The sequence below is a fragment of the Pseudomonas sp. B14(2017) genome (assembly GCF_002113255.1).
Lineage (GTDB): Bacteria > Pseudomonadota > Gammaproteobacteria > Pseudomonadales > Pseudomonadaceae > Aquipseudomonas > Aquipseudomonas putida_Z.
In genome coordinates this window covers 58,956-75,555 of the sequence record NZ_NEJY01000007.1, presented here as the reverse complement: position 1 = coordinate 75,555, position 16,600 = coordinate 58,956, and the positions used below count along the sequence as shown (strand labels likewise).

Sequence of the window (16,600 nt, the reverse complement as noted above, 5' to 3'; positions counted from 1 at the left end):
GCCCCGGCATCACTGCCGGGGCTTTTCATTTCAGCTCATGGCTCAGGACGGCACCACTGCCGCCTGCCCGCTCATGGCCAGGTCGACCAGCTCGCGGTTGGCTACCGCGTACATCGCATAGTCGGTACCGGTGGCATTGCGCAGGTCATCCAGCATGGCGCGCCAGCGCTCCACCATCACCCGGTGCTGCTCGGCCCACAGCGCCACGCGGGCGTCCATGTCTTCCGGCGCATCGGCCATCTGCAGTACCGAAATGGTGATCGCCCGCTGCTGCAGGTCGATGTCGTCGCGGAACGCCTCGCGGGCCAGCGCCTGCCAGTTGTTCTCCACCGGCAGGTTGCTGATTTCCTGCAGGTACCAGGTCAGGTCCAGTGCGCTGCCCACGGCGAAGAACGCCTTGGCCACCTGCGCCGGGTCATGGCCGGTAACATCCGAGGCCTCGATGATCGGCAACAGGGTGTACAGGTGGGTAGTGCCAGCCACCATGCGCGCCAGCAACTCCGGCACACCAGCCTCGACGAAGCCCTGGTAGCGCACCATCCAGCGCTCGCGGGTCGGGCCTTCGAGCAACTCGTCGAGCTTGAGCCCCAGTTGCGCGATCTTCGGCCCGAAGTGCGCGGTGTCGCGCCCGGCGTCCTGCTCGTTGCGGCGGCTGCGCAGGAACCAGCGGGTGGCACGGCGGCCCAGGCGCATCAGCTCGTCCATCAGGGTCAGCTGGATTTCCGCCGGCACCTGGTAGTCGAGTGCCTCGATCTGGCGGAACCAGTGCGGCAGGTGGAAGATGTCGCGCACGATCACATAGGCCCCGGCCACGTTGGCCGGGCTCATGCCGGTCGACTCCTTCAGGCGCTGGACGAAGGTGATGCCCATGTTGTTGACCAGGTCGTTGGCGATCTGGGTGCTGACGATTTCGCGCTTCAGGCGGTGGCGGCGCATGGACTCGGCGAATTTGCTGACCAGCGACGGCGGGAAGGCGGTTTCCATGTCGCGGGTCAGGTAGTCGTCGTCCGGCACCAGCGACTTGAGCAGCTGTTCCTTGAGGTCGATCTTGCTGTACGAGATCAGCACCGAAAGCTCGGCGCGGGTCAGGCCCTGGCCGGCGGCCAGGCGCTCGGCCAACTGCTCTTCGGACGGCAGGAACTCGATGGCACGGTCCAGCTTGCCACGGGCTTCCAGGTCGGCCATCAGGCGCTTGTACTCGGCAATCCGCTCGCGGGCACGGCGGGCCGCCAGCGACAACGCCTGGGTCTGCTTGTAGTTATTGCCCAGCACCAGGCCGGCCACTTCGTCGGTCATGCTGCCCAGCAGCTGGTTGCGCTGCTTCTCGGTCATGTCGCCACCCTGCACCACTTCGTTGAGCAGGATCTTGATGTTGACCTCGTGGTCGGAGCAGTCCACGCCGCCGGCGTTGTCGATGAAGTCGGTGTTGGTGGCGCCGCCATGCAGGCCGAACTCGACCCGGCCAAGCTGGGTCATGCCCAGGTTGCCGCCCTCGCCCACCACCTTGCAGCGCAGTTCATTGCCATTGACCCGCAGCGCGTCGTTGGCCTTGTCACCGACGTCGGCGTGGCTCTCGGTGCTGGCCTTGACGTAGGTACCGATGCCACCGTTCCACAGCAGGTCTACCGGTGCCTTGAGCAGCGCATTGAGCAGCTCGGTCGGGGTCAGGCGGTCGGCTTCGATGGCGAAGCGCTCTTTCATCTGCGGGCTGATGGCGATGCTCTTGGCACTGCGCGGGAAGATCCCGCCGCCTTCGGACATGATGCTGGTGTCGTAGTCGCTCCAGGCCGAGCGCGGCAGGTCGAACAGGCGCTTGCGTTCGGCAAAGCTTGCGGCCGGCTCCGGGTTCGGGTCGATGAAGATGTGCAGGTGGTTGAACGCCGCCACCAGTTGCAGCTTGTCGGACATCAGCAGGCCGTTGCCGAACACGTCGCCGGCCATGTCGCCGACGCCAATGACGGTGATCGGGTCTTCCTGCACATTGATGCCGCGCTCGCGGAAGTGGCGCTGCACGCCCACCCAGGCGCCGCGCGCGGTAATACCCATCTTCTTGTGGTCGTAACCGGCCGAGCCGCCCGAGGCGAAGGCGTCGCCCAGCCAGAAGCCGTAGTCGATGGCGATGCCGTTGGCGATGTCCGAGAAGGTTGCGGTGCCCTTGTCGGCCGCCACCACCAGGTACGGGTCGTCATCGTCATGGCGCACCACGTTGGCCGGCGGTACCACGCCACCGTCCTTGAGGTTGTCGGTGATGTCGAGCAGGCCGGAAATGAAGATGCGGTAGCACGCCACGCCTTCGGCGGCGATCTCGTCACGGCTGCCGCCCAGCGGCAGGCGGCGCGGCAGGAAGCCGCCCTTGGCACCGACCGGCACGATGACCGAGTTCTTCACCTGCTGGGCTTTCACCAGGCCCAGCACCTCGGTGCGGAAGTCTTCCTCGCGGTCGGACCAGCGCAGGCCGCCGCGGGCGACGTTGCCAAAGCGCAGGTGCACGCCTTCGACCCGTGGCGAGTAGACGAAGATCTCGAACTTGGGCACTGGTTTAGGCAGTTCGGGGATCAGCTTGGGGTTGAACTTGAAGCTGAAATACGACTTGTTGTGGCCGTTGGCGTCCGGCTGGTAGAAGTTGGTGCGCAGGGTGGCCTTGATCAGGTCCAGGTAGCGACGCAGGATGCGGTCTTCGTTGAGCACCTGCACGTCATCCAGCGCGGTCAGGATGGCTTGCTCCAGGCGCAGTTGCTTGTCATCCAGATCTTCCTGGGTGAGCTTGCGCGCCAGGTAGAAGCGGGTCTTGAACAACCGGGTCAGCTCGCGGGCGATGTCGGTGTGGTTGTTCAGGGTGCTGGCGATGTAGCCCAGGTCGAAGCCCAGGCGAATCTGCTTCAGGTAACGGGCGTAGGCGCGCAGCAGCGCCACGTCGCGCCATGGCAGGCCGGCGGTCAGCACCAGGCGGTTGAAGGCGTCGTTCTCGGCATCGCCGCGGACGATGTGGATGAAGGCATCCTGCAGGGTGTCGTTGAGCTGCTGGATGTCCAGGCTCAGGCCTTCGCTGTAGGTGAAGGCGAAGTCGTGGATCCAGTAGCCGCGGCCACTGGCATGGCGCAGGCGGTACGGGAACTCGCCGAGCACGCGCAGGCCAAGGTTCTCCAGGATCGGCAGCACGTCGGACAGCGCCAGTGGCGTGTCGGCGTGGTACAGCTTGCAGTGCAGGGTGCGCTCGCCGACCTGGGTCAGCGGCTGGTAGAAGCTCATCGCCAGCGGCTTGCTTTCCGACAGGTTCAGCACGTGCTGCAGGTCGACCACCGCGGAGTGCGCGGCGAAGCGCTCGCGGTAGCCAGCCGGGAAACCTTTGGGGAAGTCGGCGAGGATGTTGGTGCCCTGGGCTTCGCCGAAGTTCTCGATCACCAGTGCCGAGTAGTCGTCATGCCACGAGCGGCAGGCCTGGATCACTTCGCGTTCCAGCTGCTGCGGGTCGATGTCGATGCGGTTTTTCGGGTCTACCCGCAGAATCAGCTGCACACGGGCCAGCACCGATTCGGAGAAGAAGGTCCAGAACTCGCAGTCGCTGGCCTTCAGGCGCTCCATCAGCACCTGCTGGATCTTCTGCCGCACTTCGGTGGAGTAGATTTCCCGCGGTACATAGGCCAGGCAGTAGCAGAAGCGGCCGTACGGGTCCTTGCGCAGGAACACGCGGATCTTGTTGCGTTCCTGGATCTGCACGATCGACATGACGGTGCTGAACAGCTCGTCGACCGGGGTCTGGAACAGGTCGTCGCGCGGCAGCACTTCCAGCACCTGGGCCAGTTCCTTGCCCAGGTGGGCCTTGGGATCGAAGCCCGAGCGACGCTCGACTTCGGTGACCTTCTGCCGGATATAAGGGATGGCATGCACGCTTTCGCCGTACACCGACGAGGTGTACAGGCCCATGAAGCGGTGTTCCTTGATCACCTTGCCATCGGCGTCCAGCTGGCGGATCGACACGTAGTCCGGGTAGGCCGGGCGGTGTACGCGGCTTGGCAGCGCAGCCTTGGCGAACGACAGCAGCAACGGTTCGTTGAGGTAGGCCACGGCATAGTCTTCGATGCGCAGCTCGTCGCTTGTCAGGCCCACGCGCAGGCGGCGCGGCAGGCCGAGGAACGACTGCTCGTCGTAGACCATCTGGCCGCCATCGGCGTCGCCCTTGACGGTGAATTCTTCATAGCCCAGGAAGGTGAAGTGGTTGTCCAGCAGCCACTCGAGAAAAGCCTTCACCTCGCCCTTTTCGTGCTGCGCCGGGCCAAAGGCGGTCTGCTCCACCTCCGCCACCACTTCACGCAGCTTGGCCTTCATCGGTTCGAAGTCGGCAACCACCACCCGCACCTCGGCCAGCACCTGCTCGATCTCGCGGGCCAGGACCGTCAGCTCGGCGGCGTTGGCGCAACGGTCGATCTCCAGGTACATCAGCGACTCATGGCGTACGCCCTCGCCCTGGGTGCCCTTGGGCAGCAGTTCAAGCAGCTCGCCCTTGGCGCCGCGGCGCACGCTGAGCACGGTGGTCTGCAAGGTGTGGATGCTGTAGCCGCGGCGGTTGAGCTCGGTGCGTACCGAGTCGACCAGGAACGGCAGGTCGTGGTGCAGCACTTCGACCACGCTGTGGGTCGATTGCCAGCCATTGCGTTCGTAATCGGGGTTGTACACCCGTACTTGCGGGTATTCGGGGTCGAAACGCTCGATGATGCGCCAGGCTGACAGGGTGCAGCCGGCCAGGTCGGAAAGCCTGCGTTGGGTGAGTTCGTCCAGAGAGATGATGCCGAAGAACTGCTCGGCGAACAGCGCGACTTGTGGCAGGGACTGTTCGCTGATGTGCTGCGCCAGGGCCGCTTGCAGTTGATGCTGGAAGTCGGCTTTGCTGGCTGCGGTGAAGAACGCCATCTGTGGTACTCCGCTTGGGCTTTGTAATAATTGAAGCGTCGCTGCGTGCGCCGTGTACGGATCAACGATAGCCAACCCGTGGCAAGGCGGACGGTAAAACCAGGCGTTGAACGTGCGCAGGCACGCCCAGGGCTCGCCGAAGCTTAACGACTGATCGGTCATCAAGGCTTGCAGCGCTGCGACAATTTCGGTCAAGGGGGGGTAACTTTACGTTTATGCCTGTCGGCAAGACTGTCAGAATTCCCTTCCGTTTCCTTTGATCCGAGCCTTGTCCATGCAAATCAATACTGCCCTGCTGTTCGCCACCCCTTGCGATGACGAGGAAGACAACATGGCGACCCTGTGCTGCCACAGCGACAAGGGTCAGATGTTCCTGCTGACCCGCTACCCGGACGAAGACACCGTCGACCTGACCCTGGATGACGAGCCGTCGACGCTGGATGGCCTGAAAGTGACCCTGAGCGCCAAGCGCCTGCTGATCGAAGTGGCGGCCGGCGACCGGGATGCGCTGAAGGGGGATGAAGTGCTGGAGATCAACCTGACCAGCGAGTTGAGTGACATGGATGAAGTGAAGGAAACCCTGGAGAACATCCTGGCCGGGACCGGCACCTTCGTCTGCGAGCTGTGACGGACTGAATACCGGCGCTGCCCCTGTGGGAGCGGGCATGCCCGCGAACACCGGCACAGCCGGTGCCATCCATCGCGTCGCCTGCTTCGCGGGCTTGCCCGCTCCCACAGTGATCGCGCCAGTTTTTAGGTTTTGTGCAAGGCAGTTCCCCCACAACGATCATGCCAGCGCCTGCTGCATCTCCCGAGCCTGCACCCGCAACGCCTGGCAAAACGGCTCCACTGCCGCCGACGCCGGCCGGTGGTCCGGCCTGATCAGCATCACCTGGTACGGCACCGACACCCGCAACCGCCGGATCGGCAACCCGCCCTGCGCCGCTTCCAGCCCGCTCAGCGGGTTGATGATCGCCACCCCCAGGCCCTGCCTGACCATGGCGCACACCGAGGCAGCACTGGTGGTCTCGATAACCGTGCGGCGGTTCACCCCTGCCGCGCGAAAGTGCTGGTCCAGGCGCTGCCGGTAGGTGTCCAGGCTGGCCAGGTTGATGAAGTCGACCTCGTGGAAATCGCTCAGCTCCAGCTCGGCCCTGGCCTGCAACGGGTGCCCGTCGGGCAGCACGCACACCATGTTGGCGCTGAACAGCAATTCGCCGTAGGCGCCACGCGGTATCTGTTCTACCTCGGTCAGGCCCAGGTCATGCTGCTGGGCAACCAGCGACTCCTCCAGCAACGGCGACTCCTGTGCCAGGATACTCACGCTCACGCCCCGGTGCTGCTGGTGAAAGCGCTGGCAAGCCTTGGGCAGCAAGGTCTGGGAAAACAGCGGCAGGCAGGTAATGGCCAGCCGGCCCTGCTCGAAATTGCGGATGGCCTGGGCAAAGCGGTCGATGCGCTCCAGCCCTACGTAGGCCCGCTCAACCTCCTCGATCAACAGCAGCGCCTGGGCCGTCGCCACCAGGCGGCCACCTTCGCGCTCGAACAGGTTCAGCCCGGTTACCTGCTCCAGCCGCGCCAGTTCGCGGCTGACGGTGGGCTGCGAGGTAAACAGCAGGCGCGCAGCACCGGTGACGCTGCCAGCGGCCATGATGGCGCGGAACACTTCGATATGGCGGACGGACAGTTTCACGGGCAACACCTGGCAAATCGGCAATGGTCATATCAGATATGAATGACTGACAGAAAAATAGCTATTTTTCTGAATTCCTGCTTTGGCTCATCCTCGTGGCCTTCCTTATATGAGTAGCGCCGCCATGACTGCACCCTTCACTCTTCTGGCCGAGGCTGTCCGCCAGCACGGCTCGCCGCTGTGGGCCTACGACGCCGGCACCATCGCCGAGCGTGTCGAACAGCTGAAGGTGTTCGACACCGTGCGCTTCGCCCAGAAGGCCAACCCCAACCTGCATGTGCTGCGCCTGATGCGCGCCCACGGCCTGGTGCTGGACGCAGTGTCGCTGGGCGAAATGGAACGGGCCTTTGCCGCGGGCGCCAGCGTGGATGGCGACCCTGCCGGCGTGGTGCTGACCTGCGACGCGCTGGACCGGCCGACCCTGGAGCGGGTGGTGGCCTCGAAGATCGAAGTCAACGCCGGTTCCATCGACATGCTGCGCCAACTGGGTGAACGCTCGCCCGGCCACCGCGTGTGGATCCGCATCAACCCCGGCTTCGGCCATGGCCACAGCCGCAAGACCAACACTGGCGGCGAGAACAGCAAGCACGGCATCTGGCACGAAGAGCTGGGCGAAGCACTGGCCTGCGTGAAAACCCATGGCCTGCACCTGGTAGGGGTGCACATGCACATCGGCTCGGGGGTGGACTACCAGCATCTGGAGCAAGTGGCGCGCTCGATGATCGAGCTGATCGGCCGCCTGGGCGTGGACATCGAGGCGTTCTCCATTGGCGGCGGGCTTTCCACCCCGTACCGCAGCAGCGACAAGCCGGTCGACCTGCAACGCTACGCCCGGACCTGGGCCGTGGCCCGCAAGGAAATCGAAGCGATGCTGGGCCACCCCGTGCGCATGGAGATCGAGCCAGGGCGCTTCCTGGTGGCAGAATCGGGCTACCTGGTGGCCGAGGTACGCGCCGTGAAGCAGGTGGGCCGCAATACCTTCGTCATGATCGACGCCGGTTTCAACGACCTGATGCGCCCGGCGATGTACGGGGCCTACCACCGCATGACCCTGCTCGACGCCGACGGCCAGCCGGTTGACCGCCCACGGCAGCCGACCGTGGTGGCCGGGCCGCTGTGCGAGTCGGGTGATGTGTTTACCCAGGATGACCAGGAACTGACCCCGCACGACCTGCCCCAGGCGCAGGTGGGTGACCTGCTGGTGATCCACGACGCCGGGGCCTATGGCGCGTCGATGTCGTCGAACTACAACAGCCGGCCGTTGCTGCCGGAGTTCCTGATCGAGGATGGAGCGCTACGGATGATTCGCCGCAGGCAGACGGTGCAGGACCTGCTGGGCCTGGAGGCAGGCTTCTAACTATCGACGTGGATTGCAGTCGAGCCCATCGATGGCACGGGCTTCGCCCATGTTCGCGGGTAAACCCGCTCCCACAGGTACGGCGCCGGGCTCGAGGGCAGTGCCGTACTTGTGGGAGCGGGTTTACCCGCGAAAGGGCCGGCCCGGGCAACACATCAGCTGATGCCCTGCCCCACCGTCCATTGCCCCGCCCCACACAATCCGGGTACCCTTTTTTCCTCCCGGTCTCCCCAGGCATGACTCCATGATCATTCGCCAAAGCATCGCTGCAGACCACCCGCAACTGCTCGATATCTGGCTGCGCGCCGTGCGCGCCACGCACCACTTTCTGCAAGCGTCCGACATCGACGCGCTGCTGCCGCAATTGCGCGATGTCTACTTCCAGGCCGTCGAGCTCTGGGTCGCGGTTGACACCGAAGACCGCCCGCTGGGCTTCATCGGCTTCAATGGCAACCACGTGGAAATGCTCTTCGTCGCCCCTGAGCGCCATGGCCAGGGCATAGGCCGCGCGTTGCTGGATTTCGGCCGCCAGAAGCACAGCGTGATGAGCGTCGATGTCAACGAGCAGAACCCGCAGGCGGTGGGGTTCTACCGGCACTACGGTTTCATCCAGACCGGCCGTTCACCGCTGGATGGCGAAGGCCGGCCGTTCCCCTTGCTGCATATGAGCCTGCCTGCACAGGTTTGATATGCCTGCTCAGAGCGCTGCCCCGGGAGCCCGCCCCAGCACTCGCGAATACTCCTCACGCGCCGTCTGCTCGGTAAACTCCCCCGCCCACTTGGCCACCACCACTGTCGCCACGCTATTACCAATAGTGTTGCAAGTAGCCATGGCCATGGACATGAAGCGGTACACGCCAAACAGTAACGCGAGCCCTTCCACCGGCAGCACGCCGATGGCGGTCACGGTGGCGGCGAATACCACGAAACTGCCCCCCGATACTGCCGCCGCCCCCTTGGAGGTCACCAGCATGATCGCCAGAATCCCCAACTGCTGTTCCCAACCCAGCGGCACACCGTAGGCATTGGCAATGAACAGCACACACATCGACATGTAGATCGAGGTGCCATCCAGGTTGAAGGCATAACCGGTCGGCAACACCAGGCCCACGCTCTGCTTCGAGCAGCCAAAGCGCTCGAGCTTCTGAAGCAGCCGTGGCAACGCACTTTCGGACGAGGCCGTACCAAGCACGATGAAGATCTCGTCCTTGATGTACTTCAGGAAGCGCCACAGGCTGAAACCAGACAACCGGCACACGGCACCCAGCACCACGAACAGAAAGAAGGCGATCGCCACATAGAACATCAGCACCAGGTTGGCCAGCGATATCAGCACAGCCGAACCATTGCTGCCCACCGCGTAGGCTACCGAGCCGAACGCCCCCAGCGGGGCGAACTTCATGATCAGGTTGATGAACTCGAAGAAGCACTCCGATACCCGGTTCAAGCCGTCCTCGATCACCGCCCGGCGCTCATGCTTCAAGGCCAGCAGGGCGAAGCCGAACAGCACGGCGATCACCAGCACCTGCAGCAACTGGCCACCGGCGAAGGCACCGACGAAGTTGTCGGGGAAGATGCCATAGATGAAGTCCATGGTCGAACTCGGCGCATGGCCTTTGGCAACCGCAGCGCTGGCTGCCGCCGAGGCGGCACTGCTGGCGTGTGCACCATGCATGCCCGAGCCGATGCCGATCAGGTTGCCCCAGAGCAGACCCAGAGCCAGGGCAAAGGTAGACAGCAGTTCGAAGTACACCAGCGCGCGCCAGCCTACCTTGCCGACCCGTTTGATATCACCGGCCGAGGCAATGCCGTGGACCACGGTGAAGAACACCAGCGGCGCGACGGCAGTCTTGATCAGCTTGAGAAAGATGTCCCCGAGTATCTTGAACTTGGCAGCGAGTTCGGGGGCAAGGAAACCGAAGGCGATGCCCAGCAGCATCGCGGCGAGCACCTGGAAGGTCAGGTCCTTGTACAGCGGCTTTTTCGACGTGGAAACCATGGTAGCGTTCTCATTGTTCTTGTACGGGGTCTCAGGTCGGAGCCCAGGCAGGCCGGGCCCCAGGCGTATCAGCGGGCGACTGCGCCCTGGCGAGCCAGGGCCTGGTCGACCATCTGAGGTGCCAGGCCCAGGTAGTTGGCCGGGTTGCACAGCTGCTCGAGGGTTGCCAGGTCCAGGCGAGCGGCGGCCTGCCCCTGGGCCTTCAACGCTTCCAGCAGGCTTATGCCTTGGTCATTGGCCATGCGGCAGGCGGCATAGACCACGTCGTGCGCCACCTGGCGGCCCAGCGCCGGTGCCAGGCCCATCATCACCGCTTCGGCCACGATCAGGCCCTGGGTCATGTCGAGGTTCTTGCGCATGCGCTCAGTACGCACGTCCAGGCCAGCCAGCATGAAGCACGCCTGGCCCAGCGAGGCGCCGGTCAGGGCGAAGGCTTCGGGGATGGCGATCCACTCGGCCTGCCACGGGCCAGTGGAGCGCTCGAAGTCCTGGATCATGGCGTCGAGCATCAGCCCGGCCTGCTGACGCACACCCTTGGCGGCGGCGTACATCAACTCGCAGGAAATCGGGTTACGCTTCTGCGGCATGGTGCTGCTGGCGCCCCGCCCTTTGACGAACGGCTCGTAAGCTTCACCCAACTCGCTGGTCATCATCATCATGATATCCAGTGCCACCTTGCCCAAAGAGGCGCTGACCAGGCCGAGGAAGTTCAGGGTTTCGGCCAGGCCATCCCGGGCCACGTGCCAGGTAGCCTGCGGCACGCCCAGGCCCAGTTCGTCCATCAGTGCGGCCTGCACTTCCAGGCCCTTGTCACCCAGCGACGCCAGGGTACCGGCAGCACCGGCAAACTGCCCCACTTCCACTCGCGGGCGCAGCTGCGCCAAGCGCTCGGCGTGACGGTCGAACATGCTCAGCCACACCGCGCACTTGTAGCCGAAAGTGATGGGCAGCGCGTGCTGCAGGTGGGTGCGGCCGGCCATCGGCGTGTCACGGTAGCGCTGCGCCAGTTCGGCCAGCAGGCCGCGCACGGTCTGGATGTCACGCGCGACGATGGCCAGGGCTGCGCGCACCTGCAGGACCACGGCGGTGTCCATGATGTCCTGGGTGGTGGCGCCCCAATGAACGTAGCGGCCGGCCTCGCCACACAGCTTCGACAGCTGCTCGACCAGCGGCAGGATCGGATAGCCGACGATTTCGGTTTCGTGCTGCATCAATGCCAGATCCAGCGCCTCGTAGCGCGACAACTCGGCAATTTGCGCTGCGGCTTCGGCAGGGATGACGCCGCAGCGCGCTTCGGCCTTGGCCAGGGCCACTTCGACTTCGATGTAACGCTCGATCACCGATTTGTCGGAGAACACCGCGCGCATTTCGGCAGTGCCGAACATGTCACGGAACAGGGTGGAATCGAAAACGGTGGTGGACATGGGCAGGGATCCTGAAATGTTGTTTTTGACCGTACATATTTGTTATGTACGTACATAATTCTTGCCCTGCCGCTGTTACACTGTCAACCGATGAAATTTGCGAGACAGACCAAAGGCATGAACCCGACGCGCTATACCACCGTGGCAAAGGACTTGATGGAAGGCATCGCCAGTGGCCGCTACCCGGTGGGCAGCCTGCTGCCGACCGAGTTCGAGCTGTGCGACCTGTACGATGTGAGCCGACACACGGTGCGCGCGGCGATCAACCAGTTGCTCAACCAAGGGCTGGTATCGCGTCGCAAGCGCGTGGGTACCCGGGTGGAGGCCAGCAGCCCGCGCGGTGGCTACTCGCAGTCACTGGCCAGCGTGGCGGACCTGGCGCACCTGGCGGAAACCCAGCAACGGGAAATCCAGGACGTGCGCCACTTCGTCGCCGACCTGAGCGAGGCGGCGCGGCTGGGGCTGGTTCCGGGCGAGCACTACTTCTGCGTGTCGAGCATCCGTGTCGACCGCGTGCACAACGCGGCGCCGCTGTGCTGGACCGATGTGTACGCGCAGCGCGACTATGCCGAGGTCATCGAGTTGGCCCGCGAGCACCCCGACCAACTGATTGCGGGGCTGATCGAGCAGCACTATGGCCGGGCGATCGCGGTGGTCGACCAGCAGGTGCGGGCAGTGTTGCTGAGCGCGGAAATGGCCCGGGTGCTGAAGGCCGAGGCAGGCGCGCCGGGGCTGAAGATCATTCGCCATTACCGCGAGGAAAACGGCGACCTGATGGCGGTGTCCGAGACGGTGCACCCGGATGATCGCTTTACCCTGGTTACCCAGATGCGCCGCGATCGATCGCCGTCCTGATCGGGCAATCGGGGCCGCTATGCGGCCCATCGCCGGCAAGCCAGCTCCCACAGAGATAGCGCATGGCTTGAGGTCAATGCGATCGAGGTGGGAGCTGGCTTGCCGGCGATGGGCTGCGCAGCAGCCCCGATGGCCCTGTTTCCTCCTCACACGCCCAACACCCGCTCAGCCTCCGCCAACTGCTGCCCCCGCACCGTGGTCACCCGATGATCGCGCGCCAGCAAGGCATAGATCGTCGGCAGCACAAACAGGGTAAACAACGTCCCCACCAGCATCCCGCACACGATCACCACCCCCAGGCCAAAGCGGCTGTTGGCCCCGGCGCCGCTGGCAAACAGCAGCGGCAGCACGCCGAAGGTCATCGCCGCCGTGGTCATCAGCACCGGCCGCAGGCGTATCTGCGCGGCGCGGACGATGGCGGCGGCACGGTCGAGGTTGTCACGCACCTGGATCTCGTTGGCGAACTCCACCATCAGGATGCCGTGCTTGCTGATCAGGCCGATCAGGGTCACCAGGCCGATCTGCGTGTAGATGTTCAGCGTGGCCCAGCCCAGCGCCAGCGGCAGCAGCGCACCGCAGATCGACAGCGGCACGGTCACCAGGATGATCAGCGGGTCCACCAGGCTCTCGTACTGCGCGGCCAGCACCAGGTAGATCACCACCAGGGCGGCGAGAAACGCCCACATCAGGGCAAAGCCCTCTTGCACATACTGACGCGACTCCGATTGCCAGTCATGGCTGAAGCCAGGTGGCAGTTCGGCGGCAAGCTGTTCGAGAAATGCCACGGCATTCCCCATCGACACACCGGGCGCCGGGATCGCCTGCAGGGTACTGGCGTTCTGCTGGTCGAACTGCAGCAAGCGGTTGGGCGCCACTTCGATGTCCAGGTGCACCACCGTGGCCAGCGGCACCAGGCTGCCGTTTTCGGCGCGCACGTACTGGCGGTTCAGCGCCGCCGGCGTCAGGCGCTGGTCCTGGATGCTTTGCGGGATCACGTCGTAGGAGCGCCCGAACAGGGCGAAGCGGTTGAGGTACTGTTCGCCCACCAGCACACCCAGCGACTCGCCGATGGCCTGCATGCTGATGCCCAGGCTGGCCGCCTTGGCGCGGTCGATGCGCACCTTGACCACCGGGTTGTTGTAGTCGAGGTCGCTGTCCACCACGCTGAACAGGCCGCTGTCGCGGGCGCGCTGCTTGATCATTTCCATGGTCTGGTACAGCTCGGGGTAGTCCTGTGCGCTGCGCAACACCATCTGCACCGGCAAGCCACCGCTGGAACCCGGCAGCGAGGCCACCTGGAAGGCGAAGATGCTGCTGCCCTCGATGTCCGCCACGGCCTGCTGCAACTGCGCCTGCACCTGCGCGGCGGAACGCTCGCGGGCCTGCCAGGCGCTGAGGTTGATGCCGCCGAAACTGGCGGCCGGGCCGTCGGTGCCGTTGATGATCCAGGTGTCGGTGGTTTCGGCGAGGGACTTCATCACCTGGTCCAGCTTCAGGGCAAAGCGCTCCACATAATCCAGGCTGGCATGCTGCGGCGACTTGATGGCCGTCAGCACCGCCGCCTGGTCCTCGGGCGGGGCCAGTTCGCGCTGCGGCAGCAGGTACAGCCAAGGCAGGCTCAGGCACACCAGAAGCGCCACACCACCACTGATCCAGCGATGCGACAGGGTGTAGGCAAGTACTCGCCCATAGGCCCCGGTCAGCATGCCGAACAGGCGGTCGGCCATGTTGGCCATGGCGCCATGCTGCTGGCCGGGTTGCAACAACAGCGAACTCATCACCGGCGACAGGGTGAGCGCGACGATGCCGGACACGATCACCGCCCCCGCCAGGGTCAGGGCAAACTCACGGAACAGCGTGCCGGTCAGCCCGCCCATCAAGCCGATCGGCGCGTATACGGCGGCCAGGGTCAGGGTCATGGCGATCACCGGCCCGGCGATTTCCCGCGCCCCGGCCAGTGCCGCGGCAACCGGCGACTTGCCCTCTTCGATATGGCGGTGCACGTTCTCCACCACCACGATGGCATCGTCCACCACCAGGCCGATGGCCAGCACCATCGCCAGCAAGGTCAGCAGGTTCAGGCTGAAGCCGAACAGCAGCATCAGGCCCGCCGCACCGAGCATCGACAGCGGGATGGCCACCACCGCGATCACCACGCTGCGCAGCGAACCCAGGCACAGCCAGATGACCAGCACCACGATCAGCATGGCCTCCACCAGGGTGCGCAGCACCTCGTCGATCGAGGCATCGATGAAGCGTGCGGTCTCATAGGCCAGCGCCACCTCCACCCCGGGTGGCAGGGTCTGACGGATCTGCGGCAGCAGCTGGCGAATACCCTCGACGATCACCAGCGGGTTGCCGGTCGGGGTGGGGAACAGCCCCAGGTGCACGGCGGGCTTGCCGTTCATGGTGGCGCTGGTCTGGGTGGCCGCCGCGCTCAGCTCGACAGTGCCGACATCGCGCAGGCGCACCAGGTCGGTGCCATCGTTGCGGATGATCAACTCGCGGAAGTCCTCGACCCGGGTCAGGTCGGTGTCCACCTGGATATCGGCCAGCACGTACTGCCCACGCACCTGCCCCGGCGTCGCCTGGTAGTTGTTGGCACGCACCGCCTGCGCCACGTCAGCGGCCGTCACCCCGCGCCCGGCCATCTGTTCGCTGTCCAGCCACAGGCGCATGGCCAGGCGCTGCCCGCCGAACGACTGCACCTTGGCCACACCGTCGATGCCGGAGAACTGCGGTTCCACCACCCGCGACAGGTAATCGCTCAGTTCGGGTATCGACAAGGTTTCGCTGGCAAAGCCCACGTAGGCCACCGCCGTGGAGTCACCTGCCGACAGCTCCACCACCGGGTCGTAGGCCTTTTCCGGCAGGCGATAGCGCACCTGGTTGACCTTGGCCATGGTCTCGGCAAGCGCCTGGGTCGAATCGCGGTTGAGCACCATGCGCAAGGTGATCAGGCTGCGCCCCTGCTGCGACGACGAGGACAGGTAGTCGATGCCCTCGACCGACGACACCGCCTGGGTGATCGGCTGGGTCACGAAGCCTTGCATCAGCTCGGCAGAGGCGCCCGGGTACTCGGTGCTGATGGTGATGGTGGAGGTTTCCAGCAGCGGGTACTGGCGGATCGGCAGCTTGCCCATGGCAAACAGCCCCAGCAGGATGATCAGGCTGCTGACCACCAGCGCCAGCACCGGGCGGCGGACAAAGAGGTCGGTGAACTTCACGATTGCCGCCCTCCCTGGCTGGCTTGCAGGCTGTCCTGCGCCACAGGCTCGACCGGCATGCCGTCGCTCAGTTTCAACTGGCCGGAAACCACCACCTGGTCACCGGGCGCCAGGCCTGAGGTGATCTCCACCCGCCCCTGCCAGCGCTCACCGGTAGTCACCCGCACCCGGCTGACCCGGGTGCCCTGTTCAGGGTCCCGGGTAGCGACGAACACCGTCTGCCCGTAGGCGGTGTAGGTGATCGCGGTTTCCGGCACGGCCAGCACGCTTGACGGCTGCGCGGCATCCAGGCGCACGCCGGCGTACATGCCCGGCTGCAACTGCCCGCCCGGGTTCGGCAAGGCCGCCTGCACCTGCACCAGGCGCGCCTTGCTCACCACCGGGTCCACCGCGACCACCCGGGCCTGAAAGTCCTGCCCGCGCACCGCATCCACCGTCAGCGCCAGCAGTTGCCCCACGTGCACTTCGGGGGCGGCTTGTTCGCCCAGGGAAAAATTGACGTGCAGCTGGCTGATGTCGGCCAGACTGGCGATGGTCTCACCGGCGCTCAGGTACTGGCCCTGATGCACCCGGCGAATGCCGAGCTTGCCGGCAAACGGCGCGCGTATCGCCTTCTGCGCGATCAGCGCCTCGACATGCTGCAACTCACCGCTGGCCACGTCCACGGCGGTGGCCGCATTGTCGAGCAGCTCCTGTGACACAGCGTTCACCGCGCGCAGCTTGCGGCTGCGCTGCAGCACCACTTCGGCATTGCGCAGCCTGGCGCGCAACTGCACGCGCAGGGCCTGCTCCGGGGCATCGTTCAGCTGTACCAGCAATTGCCCTGCACTCACCCATTGCCCCGACTCGAAGGCGATGCGGGTGATGCGCCCCGCCGTCTCGGCCGCCACCTGTACCTGGTTGACCGCCTCCAGCTCCCCCGAGGCAAAGTTCTGCCGTGCCAGCTGCACTTGCTCGGCCGTGGCCAGCGCCACCTTGGTCGCCGGCCATGCCGCCGCAGCCGGCGGCGCCGAGCCACTGCCGACCAATGCATAGGCAGCGGCCAGCACACCTGCAACAGCGCCAGCCCAGGCCAGTAACGTCCTTTTGTTCATGCAGTGCTCCGATCATCAGGGAAAGCGGTTGCGGGGAAGATCG

Annotated in this window: 10 protein-coding genes; 4 read left to right on the top strand and 6 right to left on the bottom strand. The window is 65.1% G+C overall.

Annotated elements, in window-relative coordinates:
• Window positions 1-42 precede the first annotated feature (42 nt).
• Complete coding sequence (locus CAG34_RS08790) at window positions 43-4,908, bottom strand: NAD-glutamate dehydrogenase (RefSeq protein ID WP_085589292.1); 4,866 nt, start codon at window positions 4,906-4,908, stop codon at window positions 43-45.
• Window positions 4,909-5,182: 274 nt separating this feature from the next.
• Between CAG34_RS08790 and CAG34_RS08785 the strand changes: the two genes are divergently transcribed.
• Entirely contained in the window at window positions 5,183-5,536 is a 354-nt protein-coding gene (locus CAG34_RS08785) for a hypothetical protein (protein ID WP_013971664.1), read from the top strand.
• A 159-nt stretch (window positions 5,537-5,695) separates the two neighbouring features.
• Here the strand turns inward: CAG34_RS08785 and CAG34_RS08780 are convergent, their stop codons facing one another.
• The gene (locus CAG34_RS08780) at window positions 5,696-6,601 is read right to left on the bottom strand and encodes a LysR family transcriptional regulator (RefSeq protein ID WP_015269490.1); all 906 of its coding nucleotides are present in this window, start codon (window positions 6,599-6,601) and stop codon (window positions 5,696-5,698) included.
• A 124-nt stretch (window positions 6,602-6,725) separates the two neighbouring features.
• On the opposite strand from CAG34_RS08780, the gene lysA reads away from it, so the two are divergent.
• Window positions 6,726-7,958: a diaminopimelate decarboxylase gene (gene lysA, locus CAG34_RS08775; RefSeq protein ID WP_085589290.1), complete on the top strand. Its 1,233-nt coding sequence runs from the start codon at window positions 6,726-6,728 to the stop codon at window positions 7,956-7,958.
• Between the two features lie 244 nt (window positions 7,959-8,202).
• Window positions 8,203-8,646 (top strand): acetyltransferase, encoded by a 444-nt coding sequence (locus tag CAG34_RS08770; protein ID WP_085589288.1) that lies wholly within the window; start codon window positions 8,203-8,205, stop codon window positions 8,644-8,646.
• A gap of 9 nt (window positions 8,647-8,655) precedes the next feature.
• Here the strand turns inward: CAG34_RS08770 and CAG34_RS08765 are convergent, their stop codons facing one another.
• Window positions 8,656-9,957 (bottom strand): cation:dicarboxylate symporter family transporter, encoded by a 1,302-nt coding sequence (locus tag CAG34_RS08765; RefSeq protein ID WP_085589286.1) that lies wholly within the window; start codon window positions 9,955-9,957, stop codon window positions 8,656-8,658.
• 68 nt (window positions 9,958-10,025) lie between these two features.
• Window positions 10,026-11,381 carry an adenylosuccinate lyase family protein gene (locus CAG34_RS08760; RefSeq protein WP_085589284.1) on the bottom strand — a complete coding sequence of 452 codons (1,356 nt, stop codon included), beginning with the start codon at window positions 11,379-11,381 and terminating at the stop codon, window positions 10,026-10,028.
• A 117-nt stretch (window positions 11,382-11,498) separates the two neighbouring features.
• On the opposite strand from CAG34_RS08760, the gene CAG34_RS08755 reads away from it, so the two are divergent.
• Window positions 11,499-12,236, top strand: coding sequence for a GntR family transcriptional regulator (locus CAG34_RS08755; protein ID WP_085589282.1), 738 nt, complete (start codon window positions 11,499-11,501; stop codon window positions 12,234-12,236).
• 146 nt (window positions 12,237-12,382) lie between these two features.
• Here the strand turns inward: CAG34_RS08755 and CAG34_RS08750 are convergent, their stop codons facing one another.
• Window positions 12,383-15,463: a MexW/MexI family multidrug efflux RND transporter permease subunit gene (locus CAG34_RS08750; RefSeq protein ID WP_085589280.1), complete on the bottom strand. Its 3,081-nt coding sequence runs from the start codon at window positions 15,461-15,463 to the stop codon at window positions 12,383-12,385.
• Entirely contained in the window at window positions 15,460-16,557 is a 1,098-nt protein-coding gene (locus tag CAG34_RS08745; protein ID WP_085589278.1) for an efflux RND transporter periplasmic adaptor subunit, read from the bottom strand. Before CAG34_RS08745 ends, CAG34_RS08750 begins: the two co-directional genes overlap by 4 nt.
• Between the last annotated feature and the right edge of the window lie 43 nt (window positions 16,558-16,600).

Coding starts and splice junctions, on each gene's coding strand:
- CAG34_RS08790 (WP_085589292.1), bottom strand. CDS start 4,908: ATGGCGTTCTTCACCGCAGCCAGCAAAGCCGACTTCCAGCATCAACTG.
- CAG34_RS08785 (WP_013971664.1), top strand. CDS start 5,183: ATGCAAATCAATACTGCCCTGCTGTTCGCCACCCCTTGCGATGACGAG.
- lysA (WP_085589290.1), top strand. CDS start 6,726: ATGACTGCACCCTTCACTCTTCTGGCCGAGGCTGTCCGCCAGCACGGC.
- CAG34_RS08770 (WP_085589288.1), top strand. CDS start 8,203: ATGATCATTCGCCAAAGCATCGCTGCAGACCACCCGCAACTGCTCGAT.
- CAG34_RS08765 (WP_085589286.1), bottom strand. CDS start 9,957: ATGGTTTCCACGTCGAAAAAGCCGCTGTACAAGGACCTGACCTTCCAG.
- CAG34_RS08760 (WP_085589284.1), bottom strand. CDS start 11,381: ATGTCCACCACCGTTTTCGATTCCACCCTGTTCCGTGACATGTTCGGC.
- CAG34_RS08755 (WP_085589282.1), top strand. CDS start 11,499: ATGAACCCGACGCGCTATACCACCGTGGCAAAGGACTTGATGGAAGGC.
- CAG34_RS08745 (WP_085589278.1), bottom strand. CDS start 16,557: ATGAACAAAAGGACGTTACTGGCCTGGGCTGGCGCTGTTGCAGGTGTG.